The sequence below is a fragment of the Aestuariibius sp. HNIBRBA575 genome (genome assembly GCF_040932005.1).
GTDB lineage: Bacteria > Pseudomonadota > Alphaproteobacteria > Rhodobacterales > Rhodobacteraceae > CANLNM01.
The window spans coordinates 589,507-615,619 of record NZ_CP162414.1; the positions used below are offsets into that span (position 1 = coordinate 589,507).

The following is a 26,113-nucleotide window of genomic DNA, read 5'->3' on the forward strand; positions in this document are numbered from 1 at the left end:
CACCCCACGCGCCTGTCGTCAGTCATCATCCTTGGCCGCCTTGTGAAACGCCGCCCAGGTACGGCTTTTACGACCTCTCGCACGGGCAATCGTGTCGACATAAGCGCGCAGTTTGCGGGCATCGTCGGCATCATCCTTGAACACCACCCCCCGCAATTGCCGCGCCACATGGGCGCCAGAGGGGGCGTCCCCCGCCAGGTAGCTCGCGTCAAGCAGTGCGCCGTGGGCCACGTTCACCGCCTCTGCTGTCGACATGACGGATTTGGGTTGGGCGACCACCGCGCCATCTTCGGCTCGCCCAGTGCGCAGGTCGCGAAAAACCGAGACGACCACGTCGAGCACATCTTCGGGCAGATCGGCCTTCAGGTCATAGTCCGCCATCCGCTCACTCACCTGTCGCGCGATCAGTTCTTTTTCAAAGGCGGCATCTGCAATCGGTGCCACGGTTTCAAAGTTGAATCGGCGTTTGAGCGCGCTGGACATTTCGTTTACGCCGAGGTCACGTAAATTGGCAGTGGCGATCATGTTGAAGCCGCGTTCGGCCCGTACCTCGCGCCCTGCGCCAAGTTCGGGCATCGCAACGGTTTTTTCCGACAAGAGCGAGATCATCGCATCCTGCACCTCGGGAGCGCAGCGCGTTAGTTCTTCGATCCGGGCGATCTGACCACGCTGCATGGCGGTCAACACGGGCGAGGGGATCAGAGCACGTTCGCTGGGCCCTTCGGCCAGCAACAGCGCATAGTTCCAGCCATAGCGCAGGTGATCTTCGATCACTCCGGCGCTGCCCTGCACCACCAACCGCGAGTTGTCACTGATCGCTGCAGCAAGCAGTTCGGACAGCAGCGATTTGGCGGTGCCGGGTTCACCCACCAGCATCAATCCCTGATGGCCCATCAGAGCAACAATACAGCGATCCACCAGCGGGTCGTCACCGTAAAACTTGCGACTGACCTCCAGCGCCTTGTCGCCGAGGATGAACCGCCGCACCGCACGAGGCGAGAGAGCCCAGCCCGCGGGTTTTGGATCCTGATCGGCATCGTGTAGACGAGCAAGCTCGGCCTCATAGCGCAATTCGGCGGGCTGTTTTTGAGGTGTATCTACGGTTACATCCATGGCATTTTCTTTTCCCATTCAGGATCAAAGCTGCCTTTGGCAACCATATCCCGGTAATCGTTCCAGCATTCCGAAAGAAGCACAGGCGGCACCTCCGACAAGGGCACTGCACGGCCCCGCCGTCCTGCGCCATGCAGCTTGACAAACTCCAGATGAATCTGCGCGGCGGCGACGTTTTCTTCGGGCAGGCAGTTGCCGGAAAACTCGATCACCGCACAAAGACCCGCGCTTCGGAACGTCTTGATGAATTCGTTGAAATAGCCGCCATCCAACGCTTCGCCGCGTTCATATCCCAGCTTGGTGCTGGCACCGCGGAAGGTGAATGTGTCGGTGATCCATCCTTTGCGGTCCTCGATCCGGGTCGCTTTGCCCATCTTGCCATCCAGCGCCAGAAGCGGGCGGCCAAACTGGGCAAAGAGGGGCGTGACCTCGTAATCCTTCAGATGGCGGACCCAGGTCTTCGCCGCACTATCCGACAGAAGCGCACCGTGGGCGAGGCGGATGGTGTTAAAGTTGTCGAGCGTCACCTCACTATCCTGCGCATCCACATAGTCCCCTTCGGCGGTGGGGCGAAACGCGGTGATGATCTTGCCCTCCGCATCCTCACCCAACCAGATCACCCGTTCTGTCAGTCGCCCCATCAGCGGGTGATCACGGAAATCGCGCAACCAGTCAGCCACCGGCCAATGGCGTTCGGCACAAAGCGCTTCGTAAAGTCGTTCACCTTGTAGGGTGATTACCTGTTTCAGTTCGCGCTTGGAGGTGGAAAGTTGTTTCTTGCTGGCCTTGGTATTGTCATCATCGCCTGTCGGCAGGCCTTTGATCTGTTTGCCATCCGGGTTCAGCACCACGAGTTTGAAATGATCATCCATCCGCGCGGAATAGGGTTTTTCCTCATTGCCGATGGGTAGTTCCAGCACGCCATCATCATTAAGCCCAGCGGTAGGGATGGTGCGGTCTGCCAGTTCATCCATCGACCAGTTGCGTGCCTCGGCCACCGTTTCAATCAGTTTTCCGGCATGAGCCTGCACACCTTTTTGCTTTAATCGCGTGGCGGCTGAAATCACGATTTGCAGCGAAAGCGGATCACCCTTCGCGGACAATAGTTCAAGAAGCGATGACGCCTGCGAGGTGCGTGATCCATGCTGTTTCAGGTAGTTGCGCACCATAGCCGCGGCATGGGCCGGGTCCACATGTTTTCCCAATGCCAACACGCCCTTGGTGGCCGCGCCAGAGTTTCGATACTGACTTTTGATTCCGTTATATAGATCACGATAAGCCCGTTCGCGGGTGTAGCTTTTATCCCATCGCAGATAAGTTTTCCAATTCTGATCGGCGTGTTTCTCGGCATGGGCGTTGGCCTCATCGTCACCGGGGCGCACCGTGTCGTAATTAACCCAAGCGTCAAAAATCCAGGTGGACAGGATCTTGGCGCTTTCTGGTGCCAGCTGTGCCAAATAAATGTCGAAAAGCGTATTGCCTCCAGGCTGTTTAAGCTTGTTTGCAAGGAATATCCACGATTTGATCACCTCTGGCGGTACCTTCTGCCCGCCCTTATATTTCAGTGCGGGCATGTGGTCGCTGACCATCCAGTCGAGCTTGTCGAACTTGGCCTTTTTCAGGATCAACTCCGACTCAGCCAGCAGCGCCTTGGGGCCAACATAGTCAGACAGCTCCACCCCCAGACGCGACAACGCCGTGAGGATCGCCGCCTTGGCCAGATCGGATTTTTCCTTCTTGAGACGTGCCTTTAGCGGTTTTATCGCATTCTCTACACCCAGATCGGCTAGCCATTCAGCGGCTCCAGCGCGCACGTCCTGCCGCGTGTCTTGCAATAGCGCTATGACGCGTTCTTCCAATCCGGGCGCGCCCTCCAGCATCGCGCGGGCCTCGGCTCGGCCAGATTTGGTGGTTCCGGTGGCGACTTCAAGCAGTGGGCCATAATAGCGTTGTGGGGTTTTGGGAAGAAGCTGCAGAAATCGGATCGCCCGCAGCCTGCGCGGCGTGGGTTCGCCGGCTGCCCGCAAGCCAAACGCCTCGTCAAATACATCAAAACTCTCGGCTAGCAGCGGCCAAAGCGCATCACGGTTGAGGTCCAATATATCGTAATTAACCCATTCGCGCCCCAGTTCGCCCCGGATCAGATCGCCGGACACCGCCTTGCGGACTTTTCGATTGTTCCACGAGCCGAACCGGATCTGGCCCATTTCCACATTCAGCGCTTCAAGATTGCGGTAATCTGCGTCGTCACCGTTTAAATATCGTACCAGCCAGGCCTTTACAGCATCCGAGTCGCTCAGATGGAATGCAGCATGGAAATCCCGCTGTGTGGCGGTGAAAAACCGTAGCGCAAGATCCGGGGACATTCGTAACAGAGCGTCAAGAGTCCATTTATCCCGCGCGGTGAAACTCACGAAACGCCACATCGTGGTGCTGTCATTGTGTTCCAGATCCGCGTTGGGGTTGTTGAACAGTTTGATGATCTGTCCAGCCATGGCGGGTTTCAGACGCGGCTCAACAAACTTGTATTTGCCTTTGCGCGCCTCGTTGCGGCGGTCGATCTCTGCGTTTTCAATCGCGATGATTTTGGCCAGTTTCTCTTCGTCTTGCGCGCCAAATTTGACCTGTGGATCGGTCGATAGGGGGATCAGGGGTGGAATGTCGACCCGGCTTCCATCGAGCGCCAGATATGAGGTGTCGTCGCTCTCATTTTCCTCTTCCGCTTGAGAAACCTCTTCGACGGTCAGAGCGCTTTCGATGGCGGCCTTAATTCGGGCGGTTTTCTCAGATGAGAGATGGCTTCGCAGCAGGTCAAACCCGGCCGCTGACCGTATCCCAGCGAGAAGTTCCACCATTGCAGAGCGAATGGTGGCGGTGCCAGAACTAAGTTTGTCTTTGGCGATGAGAAGTATCTGTTCTTCGGGTAAGGTCATCATCGCTTGCACCGCCTCTTGGTGTACGGATTTCGCGCTGTCGGCGCTCATATCCACCAGATAGGCACGTGAATCCGGACCATCGAACATCTGCCATTTACGCATCTGCGTGATCAGGTTGACCTTGCCACCCGCACCCATGCGGCGACCTGCGGCCAGCAACGCCGTCTTGTGGCTTTGCGCTAGCGGGGCAAAGTCGAAGATTTCAATAAGGCGGCGGATGTCATCACTGGTCCGCCAGCGTCCGTCATCATTGCAGAGAATATCGAAAAGGTCTTCGGCACTGCCGCCGCCAACCTCGCAGATTTCAACGCAGAAGTTGGGAGACAGCACACAGGACTCGGCGCCAACAACTTGTCGAGGCCAGGAATTGATAGATTTCACCAGCCCCGTTCCGGCCTTGGTAAAAAGGATGCGCAGGGGGAGCGGGACATGTTTTGAGCCTGCTAGATAATCCTTCTCGCTGCCCATAGCCGCCGCCAGTACCTCGCCATAACGGGCCAGGATCGCGGCATCCTGTGCGTGTCGGGCCAAGAAAAGCCTGCGTGCCTTGTCGCCCGGTTCGTCGGAATAATTGCTGTCGAGTCCTAGGATTTTTGAGGCGTCGACATTGGCGAGTGTTGATAGAACACTGCCATCTTTATCCTTCATAACATAGGCTACGGCCTTATCTCCCAAGCCGCGTTCGACCACATCTAAGCGTTGTAGATCTTTGGAAATAGCGTTGGAAATTTTCGGGATTTTCAAAAGGCTGGAGATAATTTCACGCACTGCTCTTCCTCAAAAACGACTAGCTAATTCTTAAGTCGATAACGCAACGAAAGATACAACCCAAGAGTATTCTGGGACTGGATTGAGAGTCTCACCGAGGAACTTTGAATAGCAATGGTGAAATCTGAGCGCTTAAACAAGGTCTGTCAATTTAAGAGTTACCGTCTTTTACAGGCTAAAGTTGACTTTGTGCCACAACCCAACGGGCTTGGATTTGTCTAAAGAGCAGAAAACACAACTCACGGATTTGATGGGCGAAAAAGAACATATCGTCGTGTTTGATATGGCATACCAAGGTTTTGGCTCAACGATCGATGAGAATGCAAACTTTGTTCGCTCTTATTCGGAAACTGGCCTACCGTGTTTTATCGTGAACAATTTTTCCAAAAATATGTCGATTTATGGGGAACGAGCCGGAGGGCTCAACGCAGTTTGCGAGACTCCCAGTCTTGCTAAAAGAACCCTTAGTCAATGTCAGCTTATCACACTCGCATTACGAAAGTTCATCGCAACCAAATTTTTCTCAACGTAGTCCCACTGCCAACTGGGATGAAGGCTGTTCTCAGGTTCATCGATAATTATCAGCGGATCACGTCCGACATTGGTTGCCAAGAATAACATGGACGAAATCAAAGCAAGCTGGCCAAAACTTGCGTGCTCCATATCAATCTCAACACCATCCGGTTTTCGTTGGAGAAGCACGCGGATCCCCCGGATCACACCCAAACGACGAAAAATTGTCTCTAATTGGAGGACTGAGGCAAACTCACGAGTGCGACTAAATTCGTAAGCAGAGCTTCCGGCATCGATCCAAATTTCTTCCCCGCGCTCATACCTGCGCGGATGCCGAATGCTCTTCGACGTGTTCGCGGCGATCTCTTTTCAGGCAGTCCCACTTGCCCGGACAGTCTAACCAGAGCGTCTGCTGGCGTTTCTTTGAGTAGCCCGGCATGAGGTGACTGATGGTAAACGTCGACAATGAATCTGATGAAGATGAGCGCCAGCTGGTCGTCAGTCAGCACTGCTTGCCGTTCGGTTTCATAATTGCCCGTTTCGCGAGGATTACTGAAAGTCCGACCCGGAATGTATGGCATTGCGCGAAGCGCGAACGTTCTGAAAAGCCGCTCTATGATTGCCCGAAACTCTGGCTGCCCAGTTTTACCATAAACATATGTTGCGCCCGACACGCTCACCGCGCGCGGCGTCGCTTCAGCCTTGAATGCGCTGCCTGTATCGCTTTCTAAGCTCTCAAAATAGAAACCTTTCCAATCACATTCTGCACCAGCTGCTTGAGCCAGTTCCGCCTTGTCTCGAGTCGCTGAATGCAAAGCACGTATCGCTGCCTCCGATTGCTGTGAAGACGAAAGCCCAAATCCAACTATGTATCTGGTGGCGACATCGATCACGATGTACATCCAGCGCCGTCCACGCGGGAGTGAATTTATCGTTGCCTGATCAAGCCCTTCACGCATCGGGCCCGACATGATGATGTTTCGTGCATCAACTTCCCATTCATCGACTGGGAACGTCTGACCCGGCCGCGTTGCGCGCTCAGTCTTGCCCGCGGCTGAGTACTTGCGCTCAGCGAACTCCGAACCCTTACGGCCAAAATCGATTTCTAAGTCACTGAAATTTGCAATCCATTCATGGAGCGCAGATCTGCACCTTCCTTCGAGCAGCGGTTCGCCGAGCTCTTTGCGTCTAATGTTTTCTATCTTGAGCGCAGCGATTGTTTTCTCAGCAATTTCGTTGCCGTTGTGTTGTTGTTCGAGCAAGTATTCGCGAAGGTGCTGGATAATGAATTTATAGCTTTCTTGATCAATATCTATGTTGGAACTTCGACCGCGCTGATCTTGGAGAACATATAGGCGTCCGCCAGCCTTATCTACTTTGCGCCGCCACTTGAGAATTGTGGAGGCACCTGGCGTTGCGCCAAGACTTGTATCCTTTGAGCTATAATATTGCTTGCCGAATTCTCCGCAGAATGCCCGCCACTCCTTCGTAGCTTCTCGGTGAATGAGTAGGTACTTTTCAGCAACGTCCTTGGTAGTGAGGCTCAAACTCTGCTCTTCGCGCAGTTTGTTTACGGCGCAGACGAAGAACCAGCGAAACAGTAGCAATTTCCGCTGCTTCTTTGTCAGCTCCCATATGAATACGTATGGATCCCGGGCAATTTGTGCATCTTGAATTGTTGCTTGCCGCCTTTTGAATTCCCAGCGGTCGCTTCCAACGATGTGGTCCAATTCCTCCCAACCAAAGCGCTCGATCGCTTTGGATCCATCCTCCCGCCGGAAATATGCGGAATGGTCGTCACCCATGATGAAATGGTATGGAACCCGGTCCAAGAAATAGAGATCAATGGTGCTGAAGTTGATCTTCGGTATCATTGGAGTCGCCGCACCATCGTGAAGAGGTTGATACGCCCACCGCTGACTTTCTGAAGTTCGCCTTCAAAAAGGCCCCTCACGATCGGGCGAAAGGCCCGACCACCTGCGTGGCATCGTTCCGCCAAGTCGCATATCGGAATGTCTCCCGAGACGGACGACAGCACGTCCTTGACCCAAGGCTTTAATGTTGGGCGCCAGAAGGCTTTGACCTTCTGGGAAAAAGTAAGCGCTGCAGCTGACTGTCTAGATCAAGGCTAAGAGCCTTATGTTGCGTGTCGTAGACTGTTCGGAAGATGGATTTCTTGCAACAAAGCAAAGACTGTCGATTTCCGGAGTTCGCAAAGCTGACTTTCAAATCGAGGTCGGCAATGTCCGCTGTTGATTTTTGCGCTTGTCAACGTTAAGCGGGTCGCCTGTCTCAACCCCGAGCCCCATGGAAGTCCGATGTAATCGCAACGCACAAAATCAAACCAACACTTTGGTAAGTCCTGCCGGGTGTTTTTGTGCGACCAATTGATACATCATGAGACTGTTATGAATATCCAGAAATACCCGCGTACGCGGCACGTTGAAGGCTCGCGCCTTCAGTTGGGCGATATGGCGGATGACAAACCAATCAAAGAACTTTCAGGCCAGCCCTTGATTGTCGAAGAAAAGCTCGACGGGGCCAATTCCGCCGTATCCTTCGACGCGGATGGCAACCTGCTGCTGCAAAGCCGTGGGCATTATTTGACCGGCGGTGGCCGCGAACGTCACTTCTCTTTGCTCAAGACCTGGGCGGCGGCCCATGCACATGTCCTGCACCCGGTGCTGGGCCATCGTTTCGTTATGTATGGCGAATGGATGTATGCCAAACACACCGTGTTCTATGACCGGCTACCGCATTACTTTGTGGAGTTCGATGTGCTTGACCGGGATGCCAGCGTATTCCTTAGCACGGCTGCCCGTAAGTCTCTGCTCACCGGGTTACCGATCATGCCGGTGCCTGTCGTGCATACGGGCGAAATCAAGTCAGTTGAACAATTGGTCAGCCTTACCCGACCTTCACCGTACAAATCGGAAGAATGGCGTGATGCACTGTCGGTGGCAGCAGAGCGGTCCGGCAGCCGTCCTGACATGGTTGACCAGCAAACAGAGGATAGCGACCTAGCCGAAGGGTTGTACCTTAAGCAAGAAAATGCGGACCACGTGGAGGATCGGTTCAAGTTCGTCCGGGCTGACTTCTTACAGGCGATTGAAGCGGCTGACGGACATTGGCAGGACCGTCCTATCCTGCCAAATGGCTTGGACGATGGCGTCGATATCTTTGCGTCCACTTTGGGTGTGGAAGGGGCTTATGATGCGTAGGCCCATCAAACACGCGGTCACCCATGAAAACCTACTGGCCCTGGTCCCCTCCAGTCCCTTCTTGCAGGTGGATTGGGACGAGATTTGGTCGCTTTGGCCGGAGCTTACTACCCTCGACACCTGCCCGCAGGACCCAATCCATCATGCTGAGGGCGATGTTGGGACGCACACACGAATGGTGGTCGAGGCTCTGGTGGCGGACCCAGACTGGCAAGGTCTTCCCGATGTGGACCGGAGTAACTTATTCTGGGCCGCCGTCTTGCATGATGTCGGCAAGCCTGCCGTCACAAAGCATGAAGATGACGGACGCATATCTTCCCGTGGCCATTCCCGTGTCGGTGCATCCATTGCACGGGAACTACTGTGGTATGCGGGGTCTCCGTTTGCATGGCGTGAAGCCCTGTGCGGGATCATCTCCCACCACCAACTGCCGTTCTGGCTGATCGAGCGGCCTGATCCAAACCGTATGGCTATTGAGACATCATGGCGGTGCAGGCCGGATCACCTTTGCCTTCAAGCCAAAGCCGACGCCTTAGGTCGCAAATGTGAGGACCAGCAATCCATCTTGGAGAGTGTCAGCCCCGCCGCATTGATGTTCCAAGAGGCCAACTGTTGGGATCACCAATTTGCCTTCGCCAATGATGAAAGCCGGGTTGCCTTCTTTGAGTTGGAAGACCGAGACCCGCACTATGAGGCGCACGAGGCGTTCCCTTGTACGGTTACCGTCATGTCCGGTTTGCCCGGCGCAGGGAAGGATACCTGGATCGAGAAACACCGCCCAGAACATCCTGTCGTCAGCCTTGATTTGATCCGAGACGAACTCGGCGTCTCTGCAACTGACAATCAAGGCCAGGTCATCCAGGCTGCGCAAGAACGGGCGCGAGAGCACCTGCGGGCCAAGCGTGATTTTGTTTGGAACGCTACCAATGTGACCCGACAGAACCGATCCAGGGTTCTGCGGCTACTGCGTGACTACGGAGCACGTGTCGAGATTGTCTATCTCGAACCCGGCCCAGTCCAACTGCGGCGTCAGAACAGGGATCGACCAGATGCCGTGCCGGAAGCAGTGATTGCGCATCTGTCCAAAAAGACTGAGCCGCCGCAGTTGTGGGAAGCGCATTGGGTAATTCTGGTATAGCAACACTGCGCGAATGCGGACATTCAAGTGTTGCGCTGCATTTGAAAGGTAGGGCTCTCTTGGAACCTTCGCTGCGCCGTGCTCGAACGTCCGGGTTCCATCACCGGAGCGGAATTCATGATATTTGCACCAATTCGTTGAAGCCTTGCCCTGTAAGGTGATAGGTTGGTGCATAAATCAGGTGCGTTTTTAAGTACAAAGATTGTACGATGTGAAGATGAAAATCGGCTACGCACGCGTCTCAACAACGGCTCAGAATTTAGACCGCCAGATCGGGGCGCTACGCGCGGCAAAATGTGATGAGATATTCCGTGAAAGAGCGAGTGGAAAATCCCTCAAAGGGCGACCACAGCTTGAACTTGCCATTGACGCACTGGGGCATGGAGATGTCCTGGTCATTGCAGAGTGGGATCGAGCGACGCGGTCTATGCTCGACGGTATCAGTATCATCCAACGTGTGGCCGATAGAGAAGCTCTGGTTAAGGTGTTGGACAGGCCGTGGCTCGATCTCACCACGCCAATGGGGAAAGGAATACTGGCCTTCCTTTCAGCGCTTGCGGAGGATGAACGACTGCGGATTACAAGGCGCGCGAATGAAGGCCGAGAGGCCGCTAAGGCAAAGGGTGTCAAATTTGGCCGGAAGCCCAAGTTGACTGAGCATCAAAGACAGATAGCCACTGATCGCATGTCAAAAGGCGAAAGCGCGCGAGCCATCGCGAAGGACTTTGGGGTAGCTCATACGACTATTTCGAGACTCCGGTCATCGTAGCTAAAGCGTAACGGTCAAAACGGGCGGGAAGAAGACATTTGCGGCAACAGCGAACTCTTGTCGAATGAGCGTCAAAAGTGGACCTCTCCCGTCACTTTACAAACATTGCCGCGACTTTTGTGAAAGGTATGAACTCATTTTTTTGCGGTTTCCAGAAACGTCCGCTTCAAATGTAAAGTTTGACGCCTCAATCATAGATTGTGCCCTTGTCATGAGCGCTAAGCTCAACGATAGTTGAATTTTTATAAGTTTGGGTGCTGTGTCTTGGACGGGAATTTAGAGCTATTTCAGACAGGGCAGGTCTTTGGCTTCCCGGTAGATTTCAAACTTGTCATGCAACATCTACAGCAAGATATGCGAGACGATTGGTATGCGGATACCCTCGGGTACGCTGACATATTTGCTGACCACTCTTATGCCGCCGAGACGCTTCTAAAGTGTCTGAATGAGGGCGCTGGCCAGTACATCGGAACCAAGCGCGTATTGCGCGCTATTCCTAAAAAAGCGTACGCAGAACGCTATTCCCTAGAGATCGATTTCTTTGACCGGTTTGTCTATCAGGCAATTTGCACATTCTTGATGCCTAAACTTGACCCTTTGCTTTCTCATCGGGTTCTTAGTTACCGGTTCAATCGTGGCGGAACGGACAAGAAATATCTCTTTCGGAGCAAGATTGGGAAGTGGTTAGATTACGAAGGGCTTACCTATAGGTTTAAGGCGGATGGAACCTTCTTAGCGGCCACAGATATTGGGAACTTCTTTGAGAATGTTTCATCAGCACAACTGACCAAGGAAGTTTCTGACCTGGCGACTAAATGCGACTGCAGTGGCTACGAAAAAGGGCAGATTCGAGCTGCCATCAGAGTTCTTGGAGAAGTGCTAGAGCAATGGTCGTTTTCAGGAGACTTTGGCCTCCCGCAAAACCGTGATTGCTCATCGTTTCTTTCAAATGTTTTGCTATCGAGATTCGACTTTGAAATGCAGAAGTCGGGGTATGACTACTACAGGTATGTCGACGACATCCGAATCGTCTGCACGTCGGAGCATGAAGCGCGCCAAGCGATGCAGAAAACAATTGGATTACTTCGAAATGTTGGAATGAATATTAATTCAAGCAAGACAACGATCCTAAGTCCCAACAGTACTGATCAGGAAATCATTGAACTTTTTCCGTCCCAGAATCCTATGGTGCTGGCCATAGACAGCATGTGGAAATCCAAGAGTCGCCGGGTTTTTATTCGTTCAATCGACTATGTCGTCCAAGTTATCCAAACGGCTTTGGCCGCAAATGATACTCAGTCTCGAGCGTTCCGGTTTGGTGTCAACAGGCTCAGTCAACTCATCGAAGCAGGGCTCTTTGACGTCGACAGCGGAGAAGCAGATCAACTCTTGGCATATGCACTCGCAGCGCTTCGAACCGACCCGGTATCAAGCGATCAAATCTGCAGGCTTCTCTTCGTCCTTCGACCGCCCGCTGAGCGCCTTATTGAAGTACAATCGTTTCTCACTGACCGAGCCGCCTGCATCCACGATTGGCAAAACCATCGTCTGTGGATTCTCCTCGCCTCATTGAGATTTGAAAGCGATGAACTAAAGGCCTTAGCGAGCACGGTCGTGAGCGATGACCCCACCACTGGCGAAGCTGCCGGAATATTCATTTGGCTTCAATCCATTGGTTTCTTAGGCCCAATTGCGACGCTCTTGGAAAAGCTGAATGATAGTTGGCCATTCCAAAACCAACGGTTCTTCCTTTTTGCAGCAAGTTCGTTACCAGCCGACCAGAAGAAAGTAATGCGCGGCAATGTGTCAACAAAGCTCATTGGGACTATGACAAGGGCTCCGAAAAAATATCGAAGTGACGGGGTTGCGATTGCCGAACGAGAACAAGCCTCGTTTTCAGCGCTCTATGAAGATATCAGGGATTACTCATGAGCATTGTGATCCTTTCGTTCATAAAGAGCTATTCGAAACCAAGAAGTTCAAAATATTACTTAACCGATAACAATGGTTTCCGCGAAGTGACCGCGAACGAAGTTTGCTCGGTTCAGGGCTATATGGTGACACATGACTACTGGATGATTTGCCAAGATATCTATGAGGAAGCGGGCTGCTTGCCTCCAAAGGTAATCGATCTAGATGATTTCCACATCCTTACATCGCGTGATGGTGACGAACGCAAAAGGCGTGAAAAAGTTGATGCAATCCGAAGAATAAACCGAATATTCCCTCTAAATTTTGATATCGCACAGACATACAAAGGCAACTTTTATGGTGAAACGGAGCCAGACCTAGAGGCTATTTCGGCCTTTCATGGAATCCTTTTGACCTACTACATTGAGTTGTGTCGGGTTGCCCATCAGAATGGAGAATTTCAAAGATTTTTTGAAATTGAAGTACCCTGTCAGAATATTTGCTCAACGATGTCGTCGCGCGGCATCAGAATTCAAGCACGTAAAATTGCCGAGTTTCGGCTCAACGCCCGCCATGATTATTATACGTCCTTGAGGGAGCTTTCTGATAGGTTTGATGTTCCGCTAGAGATACCGTCAAAGGAAGATATCCTCTTCTATGCGACTTCTAAAGGCATTGATACAGAAGAGTATGGCTTCGATTTTGTACTAAATTTTATGCCTCAGGTTCGCGATTTTTCCGAAGCGGTACAGGACGTTCGAGAGCTGGATCGTACTAGAGGTGTTTTGGATAGTCTTGCTGTAAGGGGCGGACGAGTTCATCCGATACTGGATACTCAAGGGTCAAGAACTTCTAGAATTTCCGCTCGTAGTCCTTACTTGCAAAGCTTGGCGAAGAGGTAACGATCGATACTGGTTGCCGATCCTGGATACGAGCTTGGTTATGTTGATTTCGATCAGTTTGAGGTCGGGATTATGGCCGCGCTTTCGGGGGATGCTGAGTTGCACCGTCTATTTTCTCAGGCCGATATGTATGAGAGTTTTCGGATTGATTGCCTGAATGGTGAAGGTGATCGTAAAGCAGCGAAGATCATGTTTTTGGCTTATGCGTATGGAATGAAGCTAAACAACTTACCAATTATTGGAGCAAAGTTTGGAATCTCGCGAAAAGTGGTCCGCAGTGCTTTCAAAAAATTCGGGCGCTATGAGGAATGGAAGCAAGAAACCCTTCGGGGTTTTGACAAGGTTGGTTTTGTATCTACCAGCCTCGGAAATCGCTTTTTTATTAAGGGCCCTAAGGCAACAAGAAAAGAACGCCTATCCGCGATTAGTCAGGTGGTTCAAGGAGAGGGTTCGCTGATTTTCAAAAAGGCATTGATCGAAGTAAATGGTTTAGAAGACATCGAGCTTCTTTTGCCGATGCATGACGCAATACTTTTTCAGTCTCCAGTTTCCACCACGCTCGACGCTGTTATCGACATATTTGTGAGGGTGATCGGTGATCACTTTGACAAAGCGATCGAGGGTAAAGCGTCTGCAGAGTTGTTCGCTACGGCGAACGGCCCCATCGAATAGGGTTCCGGACTTAGGAATCAGATCTCATGGCCTCATTCGGATGGCTGCTTTAAGGAAGCTGCAGCGCAACAAGTCGTTGACCTGCCAACGGCCGCTAGTGGTTGGTTATCCAAAACCGCCATTCTTTCTAGGTTTCGTCCACGATCCGGGAAACCAACACTTGAAAAGCACACGCCAGTCAGCTACCTGCATCATGCAACCGTGAGACGACCGAAAGTCTGATCGCAGCTGGGGGAACCCGCAACCCATTCTTGAAAGGAATGAAAATGGCCAATACACCTACGTATTCTACTATTCTTCACTGCATCTATGATGAATCCACTGAATCTGGCAGTATTGGGCGTGGTTCGCACTACTCCGTATTTCGCGTGCCAGAGTGGTTTGATGTGACGGGACAACCTGTCAAGCAAGCCTTACAGCATGACTTTGCTGTCATTTGGGATGAAGATCACGACACACGAATTATTCCTGTACTCGAAAACCTATACTTCGCGGGGTTGTTGTACCCACTCCAATTCGTAGGCGAACGAAAGGGTGGTATAACCGCAATCCTTGCGGCGAAGCATTGCTTTGCCAACTCGCAAAAAGACTTTGAAAACTACAAAGCGAAGTTCGAAAAGATCGCTGGCGAAGTTGATGGGGATTGGTGGTCAACAGAATTTGGGATGTTTGACAAAGCTCTCGTCGATGGCAATCCGCATCAAACAGACTTGATAGGTTTAATTGCAGACAGAGAGAAGAAAGTTGATACGTACATTCGCAATATCGATAACCTCTGGAGCATTGGTAGTTGGCGGCAGATGCGTACGAAAATCAGCAATGATCCGCCAGAGATAATCTAAGTTCAAAAAGGGGCCTAATGGCCCCTTTTGCTTTGCGCCATCTACTGCCCAATCCGGGCGAATGCCTTTTCAAGGTCAGCCCGTTCGATATTGTAAGTTCCGCCAAGTTGAACAGACTGGTTTTTCGTGTCAGCAATTTCTGCCAAATAGCCGAATATCTTTGCCGCAAGCGTACCTTTGCTTTCTTGCAATCTTGCAGAAATGGCTTCTAGTGCAAATACTATGGTGGTGTCTCGTCGTGTTCGGCTCTTACTGCGAGACAGTTTTTTCTTGAGCAGTTTAGCCGCCGCAGTTTGCAGCATTCTGGCGTGCCCCTTTGACAGATTTTGTGGGAGGAACAGCGCAAAATCAATGAATTCATCCAACGAGTCCGCTTTTGACGCCGCCGACACCATATAGGTCACCACGTGAGCCGATTTGCCAAACTCAGCGATCAGTTCATTCAACACTACAAGCCTACGGTCTGATCCAGATGCCGTTTCGACTTCTTGCATCTTCATAACAATAGGCAGCGCTTCTAGCTCAATCCAATCGGTCTGCGCGTCTGTTAAGACCGTGGTGTCATCGATTATCGTCCTATCATTGCGTGCGCAAAGGCGTAAGTCCGACCCGGTAAAATTGTAACCGCGCAGATCGGCACCGCAAAGATTGAGCCGCCGTAAATCGGAGTAAGTGAAATCTCGCCGTGGATCCAAGCCTGAAAGCTCTACCAGAATGTCAAAACGTGGCGTCTCGCTATTTGATACAAGTTGAATTGCCTCAAGTTCAGCAGGGGTAAGAATGTCTTCAACAAGCCGCATTATTCTTCTTCTATTTCGCAGCGAGATATAGCCACGACGGCACTTGATTTTGTGGCATTGGCCATTGCCGCTTCGCGCTGAATTGCTCGTTTCAAAATCTGGGAGACAATTACGTCCTTACTTCGCCATTCGCTAAGGGTCTTACCCATCTTATTGCCATGACTGGCAGCAACTTTGATTGCGCTCTTAGATACTTGGACCTCTGCAATCACCGACATACGGTTTCCGCCTCTCTTTCTACGCAAGACGCATAGCCGTGCGCTTGGGATGGCTGTCCCCTCTATACTATTGTTTGTCTTGCCAACAACCGTATGGGGCCTTACTTCCCAACTGTCGTTTGGCTTGGCGACAACTGGAAGGAGTGTCCTTGATTGAGCACGTGTTCTTTTTGTTTTAGCGCCGGCCTTTCCATAAACTGCTGCTGATCCGTCCAAACCACCGCTTCCATCGACTCCGCCATAGCCAGACACCCCAATGTCGGTCTCTGTTTCTGAGGTTTGTAACTCTTCAACGACCTTTAATTCGCTTTCACCGAAAGTGGCATCAAGGGTGGTTTCACAACCCTCAAGGTTGAGGCGTAAGAATGCACGACTGACGCCAACTTCATATTCGCGGTCATTGTGTTGATAGATCATGGTTCCGAAACGTAACCGACAATTGAGGCCAAAATCTTGGTCAAGCTCTTCAATGTCGAACCTGAGTTCCGACAGTTCGTTCAAAGAATTGGTGCTATTGATTTTGAAATCTTCATCGACCAATAGTCTACACCTCGCGCTGGGTTAGTTGCTGCTAACAATATGTAGTGGTGGGGCTGATTTATTACAAGACTGGTGCAGGAGACGTACTGCCCTACGATTTCATTGATGAAGGTCCGCTATGGGAGTCGGTCGTAGCATCGAATTGCAAGTGTGTATGACCAATAAGGGCTGTAAGGGGCCATTACTCGGGGCGTCTTTCGAAAATTCGGTACGCGCTTGCTAGACCAAACAAAAGTCGGAAAATCAGTAGAAAATGCACAAAGTCGCGTTCTTACCCGACATAAGTTGCGTTTCTCGCCGGACAGGTTGCGATTCACGCCGGACGGCACACAAAGAGAAAGGCTGGCTGGGGTGGTAGGATTCGAACCTACGGTGCACGCTACCAAAAAGCGTTGCCTTACCACTTGGCTACACCCCATCAGCGAAGCGGTTGATACTGAGAACTGGCGAAGTGTTCAAGAGAGTTTTGACAAAAAAATGTTATTCTTTCAGAGCATCATTGCGCAGCAGGTCTTCGCCTTCGCCTGTGTCGCGTTCTGCCTGCACAATCCGGTCCAATTCCTCTTCAGAAGAGGCTTTTACGTCCTCTGCCTGAGGGGCCGGGGCGGTGCTGTGAACCGGTGCAGGGGTCAACTCCACCGAATCAGGATGGTTCATCACAATCCGATAGGTCGTGTCGGGGATTTCGACACCGGCGGCCTCGATTGCATGTTTAACGAATCGCAACGCTTCGCCGCGGGCCCGCACAAGGGATGTTTCGCGCTGATCGATCCAGCCGACAATGGTGATCTGCGTGCCACCGTCAGTAATGTCGCCCAGCCATGCATTGGATGCGGGGTGTTCCAGCGTAAAAGGAAGCTCTTGGACGGTTTTAATGGCCAAATTCCGCATTTCTGCGAGGTCGGCGGACGAATCCACACAAAGGGTTAGTTTGAACCGGCGTTCCGGGTTGCGCGAATAGTTCACGATCCGGCTTTTGAACACGGTCGCATTCGGAATGCGGATATGATTGCCATCAAAGCTGAGCAGGATGGTCGCACGGCTGGTCAAACGGATGACTTTGCCTTCGTCCCCATTGATTTCAATCGTGTCATTGGGGGCAAAGGGCTGGCGAATCGACAACATGACAGAGGCGATAAAGTTTTCGACCGTATCGCGCACCGCAAAACCAATGGCCAAACCGATGATCCCAGCCGCGCCAAGGATCGTCGACAGCAGGGCCGTGGCGTTCATGATATCAAGCGCCAGAACAACCCCGACAATCACAAACGCGATGCGCAGAATGTGCCGGTAGAGGTCAGCGATAAACGCATTTGGGGCTAACCGTTCCCAAGGTTGATGCGCGCGTGCGATGCGAAACCCAATCCAGACGATCAACCCAAAAACCAGTGCCGCGATCACGGCGATGGGCAAAAAGTTCAGGAATTGCGCGGCGCGTTCTTTGAACCGTTCGATGGCAGGGTTGAGGCGTTCAACAATGTCAGATGTTTCTGTCACGTCGTTGCGCACAGTCACCACACCTTCGATGCGGGCGGCCAATTCGCTGAGAGCATCGGCATCGGCTTGCGTTGTCGCCGTGCCGCGAAAGGTCACGATGCCTTCGCTGACGGCGACGGTGACGTCGGGGTAATTGGCCATTTCTTCTAGAATTTCACGCAGTCGCACCGCGATATCCGCGTCCAATTGCGCGCTATCCTGCGGGGTGATCGCCCCCATCGGCGCTGTGTCTGTCGCGTCTTGGGCCAGGGTGGGGCCGGTTGCAGGCAACGCGACAAACAACAAAGCAAAAACAAAGGCGAGGCGGCGGAATATGGACATGATAAATCGCTTTTATGGATCAGTTATCGCGACCATAAGCAGGAGCTGCCCAATGTCCAAGTCAGGATTTCCCGACAGGATTACAGTCGGATTGGGTCCGCCTTGGCGATTTTGTCTAGCGCCATCAAAGTGTTTACCAAGGCCGGCATCTGATCCAGCGGGATCATGTTGGGCCCATCAGATGGCGCCGTATCTGGCGCTTCGTGTGTTTCGATAAACACCGCCGCGATCCCCAAACTGACCGCCGCACGGGCCATAACCGGGGCAAATTCGCGTTGCCCGCCGGATGATCCGCCCTGACCGCCGGGTTGTTGCACCGAATGGGTTGCGTCCATCACCACGGGATAGCCGGTTTTGGCCATTTCGGGCAGGGACCGCATGTCAGCCACCAAGGTGTTATAGCCAAATGACGCACCGCGTTCGGTCAACAGAATGTTGTGATTTCCGGTGCTTTCGATTTTGGACACGACATTGACCATGTCCCAGGGCGCCAAAAACTGTCCCTTTTTTACATTGATCACGGCGCCGGTTTTTCCGGCCGCGATCAGCAAATCGGTCTGGCGGCACAAAAAGGCCGGGATCTGTATGATATCAACCACTTCGGCGACGCTGGCGCATTGTTCTGGCGTGTGGATGTCGGTCAAAACCGGACAGCCAAGCGCGTCCTTGACCGTTTGCATGACCGCTAGGCCTGCCTCGATCCCCAATCCGCGTTTGCCCGATAGGGATGTGCGATTGGCTTTGTCAAAGCTGCCCTTGAACACAAATTGCGCACCCGCATCAGCACAGGCCTGCGCCATCGCGGTGGCGATCATTAGGGCGTGCGCCTCTGATTCCAACTGGCACGGGCCAGCGATGACGGTCAGTGGCGCGTCATTGGACAGGGTCAGTGACCCAACTTGGATGTTTTTCATTACGAAGATACCTGTTCGCGCAAAATCGACGCCGTCAAAGAGATCATCAGGTAAATACCCGCAAAAATCAAAAACGCCACCATCGTGTTTTCAAAAACCCTTGGATAGGTCGCTTTGTCAGGGGCAACCGGGCGCACATTCAGCGTCAGATAAGTGATCTGACGATTGGCTTCTATGCGGGACGCTTCCAGTGATTGCAGGCTTTGTTGGACCATAAGTGTCTGGAATGTATAGTTTTCCTCGGAAATTCGCAGGGCGGTATTATCGGTCGCACGCGAACTGCCGATTTCCTGCCGGATGACGGAAATCTGACGTTCGATACTGGCAATTTCAGTGCGCAGCGCATCGACGCGGGCCTGATTGGGGCGCGCACGGGTCAGGAATGAATCCAAGGTCAGCCTTTTATCCAACAGGGCCGTGTTCAATTGCTGTAACTGCCCCAAAATCAAAGAGTTTTCTGAGGCCGCATCGGTGGCAGACGTGGCTTGTTGTGCTTCAACCAACTGCGCAAGCGCTTCAGAACGACGCTCTTCGGCCTCTTGATAGGCGGTGCGGGCATCGGCCATCTGATCCCGGCGCAACCGTTCGGTTTGGGCGTCGACCATTTCTTCGGCATAAGAAATCAACGCTTCGGAAAATTGCTGGGCGGCCTCTGGTGACGCGGCCACAACTTCCATTTTCAACAACCCGCCTGATGTTGGATCATAGCCCACTTTGACGTTGTCAGAATAAAGACCATAAGCCTCTTCGTAGGTGGCATTTTCGGACAGGCGTTGGATGGCGTCGATGTCAGGATTGCTGAAATGGGCCACATACCCGTGTTCTTCGTCCAGTCGGATCATCGCATCGCGCGACGTTAGGAAACTCTGAACGCCGGATGAATCCTGCTGTGATCCAAAGCCGCTGCCGCCAAACAGATCGCCGATCCCGCTGGATGACCCTTCGGCCTTTTGGACGGTGAATTCGGCGAATGTGGCGTACATCGGCGCGGCGGCAAAGGCAAAATACCAACCAACAATAAATGTGGGCAGCATGACAAACACAGCCAGCCGCGAGGCAAGCATGACCAGTTTTTTGCGGCGACGCTTGGCGATATCACGTTGAATTTCGCGAATTTCCCCAGCACGACGATCCGCAGAAGAGGGCTTGTTTACATCAGTCGACGGAACCTGTTCTGGTTTGATCCGCGCCAGTTGTTTGCCTTTGTTGGCGTTGCCGGGAACGGTTTGGGGCAATTGTGGTGGTTTGCCCGTAGGCGGGCCACCGTCGGCCATTTGCGGCCCCGTCGGATCTTCAGGAGAAACGAGTTCAAGGATATTGGCACGCTGAAACGGATCGATGCCTTTGGCGCGCAATTGCCGGACTGCGTCGAAATCTGACGTAACAGCAAGCCCCTGTTTCTGGGCCACACGCCGCGCCATGCGCAATTGTCGGCCCGTCAGCCCCTCTTTGCGGATCGCATTGATATCGGTTTCCGACGCAACGGACGCAGTGCTGTCGACCTGACCCTCGCGGACGGGCTGCGGCGACGAAACCGACCCATCTGACAGGTCTGGGAACGTGATCGCGGGTTGGGCCGCTGACGCAGCTGTCCCATCCTCGGGAACCGAAGTGGGGGCCGCAGCAAGCGGTTCGCTGCGGCGAATGCGGTATTTTCTAGCCTTGGGTTTCGTAGTCATACAACTGTTTCGCTTCTTCCAAGGTGTCAAACATGTGGATACGACCATCCATTAACACGCCCGCGGATCGGGCATAACGTTCCAACGTTGTCGCCTGGTGAGACACAATCACCACCGTTGTTGTTTCCAGTCTTTCGCGCAGCACTTCGCCTGCTTTGCGATTAAATTCGGCATCTGTGGTTTGTGGCATGCCTTCGTCGATCAGGTAAATGTCGAAATCCAGCGCCAACATCAAAGAGAACGTAAATCGCGCCCGCATCCCTTGGGAATAGGTGCCCACTGGCATGTCGAAATATTCCTTGATCCCGGCCATCCAGCGGCAGAATGCCTCGACATAGTCGGGGTCCAGACCGTAGAGCCGGGCAATATAGCGGCTGTTTTCCATGGCCGAATGCCGGTTCACAACACCGCCCATAAATCCTAACGGGAATGAAATACGCGACGTACGGGAAATTTCGCCTTCGTCGGGTTTTTCCAGACCGGCCATCATATTGATCAGCGTGGTTTTACCGGTGCCATTGGGGGCCAGAATGCCCAGAGAATTGCCCAGATCAACCCGAAAGGACGCGCCATCAAGGATCACCTTGCGCTGCTTTCCTGTCCAAAAGGACTTGCTGACATTTCGAAATTCCAGCATCCGGTTTCCGCTCAGCCCGTTCTGGGGCGCCTGTAACATGTGCCCCATTGTGCAAGGGCTTGGTTAACACAGGGTGACCCAAAGGGCACCACATGTTTTTTCACTCATTATGTCGGATTGAATGGCAAAAATACAATAAATTTGGGGTGAAAAGGGGGCCAATTGGCCCCCTAAACGCGTTTGTTAGCTTAGTCTTGTTTCTGAACGCGGGTCACTTTGCCGGCGATGATGGACACTACAGCAGCAAAGAAACTGAACAATGCGCCCATTTTCGCAGCGTCCTGAACCGGAACATTGCCCAGCATATCGTCGGGACTAAACGCCACGGATGCGACAAACAGCGACACGGTAAACCCGATCGCTGCCACACAGCCGATCACAAACAGATCCACCGTTCGCATCCCTTCTGGCAATCCCAGTTTCATCGGTCCGGCCGCCAGCCAGCCCATGAGCAGAACCCCAAGCGGTTTACCGATCAGCAGACCTGCCAACACCAGCCAAGTCGGCGACCCGATTGAGCTAAACTCAACCCCGGCATTCAACAAACCAAAGAAGAACAGCACCACTTCGACCGGGTGGGCCAGCAGGTGTTCGGTGTGGTTGAGCAAATCTTTGAGGTGGGTTTCCGCCTCAGAGAAGATGCCAAATGCGCGGTCCGCATGGGGCAGGGTTGGCACGATTGGCAACAGACCCAAAGCGGGGTGAATGCCCGCTTCTTGGAACCCGTACCAGCTGATGGCGCCAGCGATCAGATAAGGCCACCAAGACAATTTGTTGCGCACCCAAGTCGAACGGGGGCGGGCTTCGTTGCCGCGATCCATCCGGCGGGGCAGCCAGTTGAACAGAACATAAACGCCCACAGCCGCCGCAACCGAAATCAGCAACCATTCCGGCGCCAATTCGCCTGATGGATAGAAAATCGCCAGAATGATCAGGCCCGCCGCATCATCGGCAATCGCCAACAACAACAGGAACCGAACCGCAGGGTGGCTTGCGCCGAACACCAGACGACCAACCAGATAGGAAAACGCGATGTCTGTCGCAGTTGGGATCGCCCAACCTTTGGCAACGGCGTCATAGGTGTCTGAGCCAAGGAAATAGGCCATGCCCAGATAAACAGCGATTGGGCCAGCCATCCCACCAAAGGTCGCAACCAACGGCGTCGCGGCTTTTTTACCACGCAAAGAGCCTTCTTTTAGGATGATCGCTTCCCAGACTTCTTTTGCGGCAATCGCAAAGAAGAACGCCATCAAAACGTCATTCACCAGATAATGCAGCGTCAGCGTGCGGACCACGTGACCGTGGCCATCATCGTGCAGATGACCGATGAAAAAATCATCGACGATCACAAACTCGACAAAGTCATGATAGGTTTGTGGATTGGTATTTGCCCAGATCAGCGCCAGAATGGCCCCGATGATCAAAAGCAGTGAGTAGTTGGTAACGAAATTCCAGACGCGGTACATGCTTCCCCCATTTCCCTTGTTTTGACGTCAAATAGCGGTTTGAAAGCGGAGGAACAAGCAAAGCTGAACTAGATCATGAGGTTTGGCGCAAAAGTTATCGCAAAGTTGGGCGATTTGTCTGGGATTGGCGTTTGATGTCACGCAAGTTCAGCCAAATCAGGGGCTGATTGCGAATCCTGCCCGGCCCGTTCACCCGTTCCTACGAGGCAGACCGATGATTGACGACTTGGCGACGCTGATTCCCAAAATGCAAACCTGTCGGATTTGTCAGGGGCTGGAACTTGGACCCAATCCGATTTTTCAGCTGGATGCAGAGGCCAAAATTCTGATCGCAGGGCAGGCGCCCGGGCGGATCACACATGCAAAAAACCGCCCCTTTGATGATCCATCCGGACAGCGGTTGCGCAGCTGGCTGGGCGTGGACGAAGCGACGTTTTATGCGGACAATCGGATGGGGATATTCCCGATGGGGCTGTGTTTTCCTGGATCAGGCAAGGCCGGGGATCAGCCGCCCCGCCCGGAATGCGCCGCTACATGGCGCGCGCCGGTGATGGATGCGTTAAAACAGGTCGAATTGACGCTGGTTCTGGGGGCCTATGCGATTGGTTGGCATCTGCCGCAGCTAAAAGGGAAATCCGTGACAGAGGCGGTGAAATACAGCGCAAAGGGGCAGAACGGGATTTATGTGTTGCCCCATCCCAGCCCGCGCAACAATCGTTGGCTGAAACAGAATCCGTGGTTTGAGTTGGACGTGATCCCACAAATTCAGGCCCGTGTTCGGCATTTATTGGACAGGCCCGCGTCACGATGATTGGCGAAACCCAGACCGATTGATTGCGGGTCGTCGCCAGAAATGACATCACAGGGCCAATGTAATCCGACCCCAAGGTGCCCCAATGACCGATCTGGACAACGCCCACGCCAAAATGGAAGCCGCCCCCGGTGATGACGCCGCACGGCTGCGGTTTTTTGAACGGCTGGCCGACACGGAATTGTTCATGTTGCTGACCGCCGAACCCGAAGGCGACCAAATCGACCCGGATGTTTTTGACGTCGAAGGCCAAAGCTTTGTGCTGGTGTTTGATCGCAGCGAACGGCTGACGGAATTCACCGGCGCACCAGCCCCCTACGCGGCCCTGTCAGGGCGGATGTTGGCGCAGATGTTGGCGGGATTGCAGATCGGGTTGGGTCTGAATTTGGACGTGGCCCCATCCGCGATGCTGATCCCCGCCGATGCGCTGGGCTGGCTGGTGGATACTTTGGACCAAGGCCCCGCCGAAGAAGAGGCCCAGATCGAAGAAATCGCCCCGCCCGCCGGTCTGCCCGAAGCGGTGATCGAAGGTGTGGATCGCAAATTGGCCACGGCCACCGGGTTGGCGCGCATGGCCTATCTGGTCGAAGTCAAATACGCGATTGGCACACGCGGGCATTTGCTGGCGTTCATTGATGCAGTGCCGGGGGCGGAACCGGCCCTAGCCAGCGCAGTGGGCGAAGCTTTGACGTTTTCAGGCGTTGAGGCCGGCGCGATTGATGTGGCGTTTTTCCGCGCCAGCGATCCACTGGCATCAGGACTAGCACGTCACGGGCTGCGGTTCGATCTGCCTGTGCCCGCCGAACCCCACATCCCCGAAGCCCAACGCACCGGCCCCGGCATGGATCCGAACGTGCCACCAAAGCTAAGGTAAGTTTGGACGCGACATATATTGTGCCTAGCAGGCCATGGCGTCGTCAAAGCTTTTGCTTAACCCGCGAGTTGATAGCGCCGCTCCCAATGGTGCTTGCATTCTGAAGCAGTGGCTATCCGTCGATAATCGACGTTTGCGGGGATCAGTTGAATTCAAAAGCGCTAGGTCTGACAGCGATGAAATCACAATTTGTAAACGCCGGTGATCTGTGACCTTTGGTTTTTAATACCCCAAATCACGATCCACGAGGAAATTCAGGCTTTGCCCGGCTTCGCTGCGTTTGATGTTGTCCGCCAGAACTTCGACGGCTGTGTTCACCCGCGTTTCTGACGCCACATGCGCGGTGACGGTGACCTTTGGGTGGGACCAGAACGGGTCGTCCTGAGGCAAGGGTTCAATGCGAAACACATCCAGCGTTGCATGGGCCAGATGGCCGCGATCCAGCGCCTCAATCAGGGCTGCATCGTCAATCAGCGGGCCACGACCGGGGTTCAACAGGAACGCGCCGCGTGGCAATTGCGCCAGCCGGTCGGCATTGATCAATCCATCGGTCTGCGGCGTGTTGGGCAGCAGCAGCACCAGTATTTCAGCCGTGGCCAACGCCTGTTTTAACCCATCAGGGCCGAACAGGCAGGTGATATTGTCGATGTTTTTCTGCGACCGGCTCCAACCGGTGACGTTGAACCCCAGCTGCGCCAGCATCTGACCGCAGGCCTGACCCAATTCGCCCAATCCAAGGATGGTCACAGCCCGTTCGCACGCCAAAGGGGGTGTGGTCTGATCCCAGATGTGATCCGGGTTCACGATCTGTGCATCAATCCCCAGATGATAGCGCAACACATGGGCGCTGACCCATTCGACCATACCAAATTTCAGCCCATCATCGACCATACGTGTCAGTGGCTGGGTCAGGGTTTGGTTGCTGGTGATTTTATCAACCCCGGCCCACGTGCTGAGCACGGCTTTGCAATTGGTGAAGGGGGTGAAATCGGTGATCGTCCCGTTTGGGGCATAGATGATGTAATCGACCTGATCGCCGGGGATGTCGCTGGAAATATTCGCGGTTAAATCCCGCGCCGACAGGGCGGTTTTCAACGCGGCCCCATAGGCATCGCGGTTGTGAACTGCCGTGGCATTTAAAATCTGGATCATGATGCAAATACCTGTGTCATATCGGCAAAGCCTTTGATTTCTATCGGGTTTCCGGATGGGTCCCGGAAAAACATCGTGCGCTGTTCGCCCGGTTTTCCGGCAAACCGGATGATGGGCGGAATTTCAAACTGGACCTGTCCATCCAGTCGTTCCGCCAGATCCAACCAGTCAGCCAAAGGCAGGATCACACCCAGATGCGGCATGGGCACCATGTGATCGCCCACATGACCTGTCGCTTGGGTCGCAAATGGCGTGCCCAGATGCAGGGAAATTTGATGGCCAAAGAAATTGAAATCAACCCAAGTGTCGGTAAACCGCCCCTCAATGCAGCCCAAAACGCCGCCATAAAACGCGCGTGCCGCATCCAGATCATCAACATTATAAGCAAGGTGAAAGATCGACATAAGCAGCCCCTTTGG

The 26,113-nt window shown here is 53.3% G+C and carries 23 protein-coding genes and 1 tRNA gene; 10 read left to right on the forward strand and 14 right to left on the reverse strand.

The annotated features are described in order from the left end of the window. Positions 1–18: 18 nt before the first annotated feature. Together AB1F12_RS03100 and AB1F12_RS03105 are read right to left on the reverse strand one after the other, a co-directional pair. Positions 19–1,113 (reverse strand): AAA family ATPase, encoded by a 1,095-nt coding sequence (locus AB1F12_RS03100; protein WP_368186498.1) that lies wholly within the window; start codon positions 1,111–1,113, stop codon positions 19–21. Beyond that, positions 1,104–4,817: a DUF4132 domain-containing protein gene (locus tag AB1F12_RS03105; RefSeq protein ID WP_368186499.1), complete on the reverse strand. Its 3,714-nt coding sequence runs from the start codon at positions 4,815–4,817 to the stop codon at positions 1,104–1,106. The genes AB1F12_RS03100 and AB1F12_RS03105 overlap by 10 nt, the downstream gene beginning before the upstream one ends. Before the next feature lie 214 nt (positions 4,818–5,031). Between AB1F12_RS03105 and AB1F12_RS03110 the strand changes: the two genes are divergently transcribed. Next, positions 5,032–5,349: an aminotransferase class I/II-fold pyridoxal phosphate-dependent enzyme gene (locus AB1F12_RS03110; protein ID WP_368186500.1), complete on the forward strand. Its 318-nt coding sequence runs from the start codon at positions 5,032–5,034 to the stop codon at positions 5,347–5,349. Here the strand turns inward: AB1F12_RS03110 and AB1F12_RS03115 are convergent. Further along, positions 5,292–5,519, reverse strand: coding sequence for an AAA family ATPase (locus AB1F12_RS03115; RefSeq protein ID WP_368186501.1), 228 nt, complete (start codon positions 5,517–5,519; stop codon positions 5,292–5,294). The genes AB1F12_RS03110 and AB1F12_RS03115 overlap by 58 nt on opposite strands. A 41-nt stretch (positions 5,520–5,560) precedes the next feature. Next, positions 5,561–7,204 (reverse strand): hypothetical protein, encoded by a 1,644-nt coding sequence (locus AB1F12_RS03120; RefSeq protein ID WP_368186502.1) that lies wholly within the window; start codon positions 7,202–7,204, stop codon positions 5,561–5,563. A 534-nt stretch (positions 7,205–7,738) separates the two neighbouring features. Here AB1F12_RS03120 and AB1F12_RS03125 point away from each other — a divergent pair. The 7 genes from AB1F12_RS03125 to AB1F12_RS03155 all read left to right on the forward strand — a co-directional run bounded on the left by AB1F12_RS03125 (position 7,739) and on the right by AB1F12_RS03155 (position 14,785). Next, a complete protein-coding gene (locus tag AB1F12_RS03125; protein WP_368186503.1) occupies positions 7,739–8,551 on the forward strand; it encodes an RNA ligase family protein in 813 nt (270 codons plus the stop codon). Next, on the forward strand, positions 8,541–9,689 hold the full coding sequence (locus AB1F12_RS03130) for an AAA family ATPase (RefSeq protein WP_368186504.1): 1,149 nt from the start codon (positions 8,541–8,543) through the stop codon (positions 9,687–9,689). Before AB1F12_RS03125 ends, AB1F12_RS03130 begins: the two co-directional genes overlap by 11 nt. A gap of 217 nt (positions 9,690–9,906) precedes the next feature. Then, positions 9,907–10,458 carry a recombinase family protein gene (locus AB1F12_RS03135; protein WP_368186506.1) on the forward strand — a complete coding sequence of 184 codons (552 nt, stop codon included), beginning with the start codon at positions 9,907–9,909 and terminating at the stop codon, positions 10,456–10,458. Between the two features lie 264 nt (positions 10,459–10,722). After that, positions 10,723–12,390 carry an RNA-directed DNA polymerase gene (locus AB1F12_RS03140; protein WP_368186508.1) on the forward strand — a complete coding sequence of 556 codons (1,668 nt, stop codon included), beginning with the start codon at positions 10,723–10,725 and terminating at the stop codon, positions 12,388–12,390. Next, positions 12,387–13,271 (forward strand): hypothetical protein, encoded by an 885-nt coding sequence (locus tag AB1F12_RS03145; protein ID WP_368186509.1) that lies wholly within the window; start codon positions 12,387–12,389, stop codon positions 13,269–13,271. Before AB1F12_RS03140 ends, AB1F12_RS03145 begins: the two co-directional genes overlap by 4 nt. Before the next feature lie 9 nt (positions 13,272–13,280). Beyond that, a complete protein-coding gene (locus AB1F12_RS03150) occupies positions 13,281–13,943 on the forward strand; it encodes a DNA polymerase (protein WP_368188248.1) in 663 nt (220 codons plus the stop codon). 266 nt (positions 13,944–14,209) lie between these two features. After that, positions 14,210–14,785, forward strand: coding sequence for a hypothetical protein (locus AB1F12_RS03155; RefSeq protein WP_368186511.1), 576 nt, complete (start codon positions 14,210–14,212; stop codon positions 14,783–14,785). A gap of 41 nt (positions 14,786–14,826) precedes the next feature. Here the strand turns inward: AB1F12_RS03155 and AB1F12_RS03160 are convergent, their stop codons facing one another. The 8 genes from AB1F12_RS03160 to AB1F12_RS03195 all read right to left on the reverse strand — a co-directional run bounded on the left by AB1F12_RS03160 (position 14,827) and on the right by AB1F12_RS03195 (position 22,857). Further along, the gene (locus tag AB1F12_RS03160) at positions 14,827–15,585 is read right to left on the reverse strand and encodes a pentapeptide repeat-containing protein (protein ID WP_368186512.1); all 759 of its coding nucleotides are present in this window, start codon (positions 15,583–15,585) and stop codon (positions 14,827–14,829) included. Beyond that, positions 15,585–16,343: a hypothetical protein gene (locus AB1F12_RS03165; protein WP_368186513.1), complete on the reverse strand. Its 759-nt coding sequence runs from the start codon at positions 16,341–16,343 to the stop codon at positions 15,585–15,587. Before AB1F12_RS03165 ends, AB1F12_RS03160 begins: the two co-directional genes overlap by 1 nt. Before the next feature lie 343 nt (positions 16,344–16,686). Next, positions 16,687–16,761, reverse strand: a tRNA-Gln gene (locus AB1F12_RS03170). 62 nt (positions 16,762–16,823) lie between these two features. Then, positions 16,824–18,161, reverse strand: a complete 1,338-nt coding sequence (locus AB1F12_RS03175; protein ID WP_368186515.1) for a mechanosensitive ion channel family protein — start codon at positions 18,159–18,161, stop codon at positions 16,824–16,826. A gap of 80 nt (positions 18,162–18,241) precedes the next feature. Next, the gene (gene kdsA, locus AB1F12_RS03180; RefSeq protein ID WP_368186516.1) at positions 18,242–19,075 is read right to left on the reverse strand and encodes a 3-deoxy-8-phosphooctulonate synthase; all 834 of its coding nucleotides are present in this window, start codon (positions 19,073–19,075) and stop codon (positions 18,242–18,244) included. Further along, complete coding sequence (locus AB1F12_RS03185; protein WP_368186518.1) at positions 19,075–20,754, reverse strand: capsule biosynthesis protein; 1,680 nt, start codon at positions 20,752–20,754, stop codon at positions 19,075–19,077. Before AB1F12_RS03185 ends, kdsA begins: the two co-directional genes overlap by 1 nt. After that, positions 20,732–21,391, reverse strand: coding sequence for an ABC transporter ATP-binding protein (locus tag AB1F12_RS03190; protein WP_368188250.1), 660 nt, complete (start codon positions 21,389–21,391; stop codon positions 20,732–20,734). Before AB1F12_RS03190 ends, AB1F12_RS03185 begins: the two co-directional genes overlap by 23 nt. Positions 21,392–21,579: 188 nt before the next feature. Continuing rightward, complete coding sequence (locus tag AB1F12_RS03195; RefSeq protein WP_368186520.1) at positions 21,580–22,857, reverse strand: Na+/H+ antiporter NhaA; 1,278 nt, start codon at positions 22,855–22,857, stop codon at positions 21,580–21,582. 214 nt (positions 22,858–23,071) lie between these two features. Between AB1F12_RS03195 and AB1F12_RS03200 the strand changes: the two genes are divergently transcribed. Continuing rightward, a complete protein-coding gene (locus tag AB1F12_RS03200) occupies positions 23,072–23,668 on the forward strand; it encodes a uracil-DNA glycosylase family protein (protein WP_368186521.1) in 597 nt (198 codons plus the stop codon). A gap of 85 nt (positions 23,669–23,753) precedes the next feature. Beyond that, positions 23,754–24,542 carry an SseB family protein gene (locus AB1F12_RS03205; protein WP_368186523.1) on the forward strand — a complete coding sequence of 263 codons (789 nt, stop codon included), beginning with the start codon at positions 23,754–23,756 and terminating at the stop codon, positions 24,540–24,542. 222 nt (positions 24,543–24,764) lie between these two features. Here the strand turns inward: AB1F12_RS03205 and AB1F12_RS03210 are convergent, their stop codons facing one another. Together AB1F12_RS03210 and AB1F12_RS03215 are read right to left on the reverse strand one after the other, a co-directional pair. Beyond that, positions 24,765–25,694 carry a 2-hydroxyacid dehydrogenase gene (locus tag AB1F12_RS03210; RefSeq protein ID WP_368186525.1) on the reverse strand — a complete coding sequence of 310 codons (930 nt, stop codon included), beginning with the start codon at positions 25,692–25,694 and terminating at the stop codon, positions 24,765–24,767. Continuing rightward, positions 25,691–26,098 (reverse strand): VOC family protein, encoded by a 408-nt coding sequence (locus tag AB1F12_RS03215; RefSeq protein ID WP_368186527.1) that lies wholly within the window; start codon positions 26,096–26,098, stop codon positions 25,691–25,693. The genes AB1F12_RS03210 and AB1F12_RS03215 overlap by 4 nt, the downstream gene beginning before the upstream one ends. Positions 26,099–26,113: the final 15 nt, after the last annotated feature.

Bases quoted from the DNA above. Each gene is read 5' to 3' on its own strand.
- AB1F12_RS03120 (WP_368186502.1), bottom strand. From the start codon at position 7,204: ATGATACCGAAGATCAACTTCAGCACCATTGATCTCTATTTCTTGGAC.
- AB1F12_RS03135 (WP_368186506.1), top strand. From the start codon at position 9,907: ATGAAAATCGGCTACGCACGCGTCTCAACAACGGCTCAGAATTTAGAC.
- AB1F12_RS03190 (WP_368188250.1), bottom strand. From the start codon at position 21,391: ATGCTGGAATTTCGAAATGTCAGCAAGTCCTTTTGGACAGGAAAGCAG.
- AB1F12_RS03145 (WP_368186509.1), top strand. From the start codon at position 12,387: ATGAGCATTGTGATCCTTTCGTTCATAAAGAGCTATTCGAAACCAAGA.
- AB1F12_RS03210 (WP_368186525.1), bottom strand. From the start codon at position 25,694: ATGATCCAGATTTTAAATGCCACGGCAGTTCACAACCGCGATGCCTAT.
- AB1F12_RS03100 (WP_368186498.1), bottom strand. From the start codon at position 1,113: ATGGATGTAACCGTAGATACACCTCAAAAACAGCCCGCCGAATTGCGC.
- AB1F12_RS03185 (WP_368186518.1), bottom strand. From the start codon at position 20,754: ATGACTACGAAACCCAAGGCTAGAAAATACCGCATTCGCCGCAGCGAA.
- AB1F12_RS03160 (WP_368186512.1), bottom strand. From the start codon at position 15,585: ATGCGGCTTGTTGAAGACATTCTTACCCCTGCTGAACTTGAGGCAATT.
- AB1F12_RS03195 (WP_368186520.1), bottom strand. From the start codon at position 22,857: ATGTACCGCGTCTGGAATTTCGTTACCAACTACTCACTGCTTTTGATC.
- AB1F12_RS03155 (WP_368186511.1), top strand. From the start codon at position 14,210: ATGGCCAATACACCTACGTATTCTACTATTCTTCACTGCATCTATGAT.
- AB1F12_RS03130 (WP_368186504.1), top strand. From the start codon at position 8,541: ATGATGCGTAGGCCCATCAAACACGCGGTCACCCATGAAAACCTACTG.
- AB1F12_RS03125 (WP_368186503.1), top strand. From the start codon at position 7,739: ATGAATATCCAGAAATACCCGCGTACGCGGCACGTTGAAGGCTCGCGC.
- AB1F12_RS03200 (WP_368186521.1), top strand. From the start codon at position 23,072: ATGATTGACGACTTGGCGACGCTGATTCCCAAAATGCAAACCTGTCGG.
- AB1F12_RS03205 (WP_368186523.1), top strand. From the start codon at position 23,754: ATGACCGATCTGGACAACGCCCACGCCAAAATGGAAGCCGCCCCCGGT.
- kdsA (WP_368186516.1), bottom strand. From the start codon at position 19,075: ATGAAAAACATCCAAGTTGGGTCACTGACCCTGTCCAATGACGCGCCA.
- AB1F12_RS03175 (WP_368186515.1), bottom strand. From the start codon at position 18,161: ATGTCCATATTCCGCCGCCTCGCCTTTGTTTTTGCTTTGTTGTTTGTC.
- AB1F12_RS03215 (WP_368186527.1), bottom strand. From the start codon at position 26,098: ATGTCGATCTTTCACCTTGCTTATAATGTTGATGATCTGGATGCGGCA.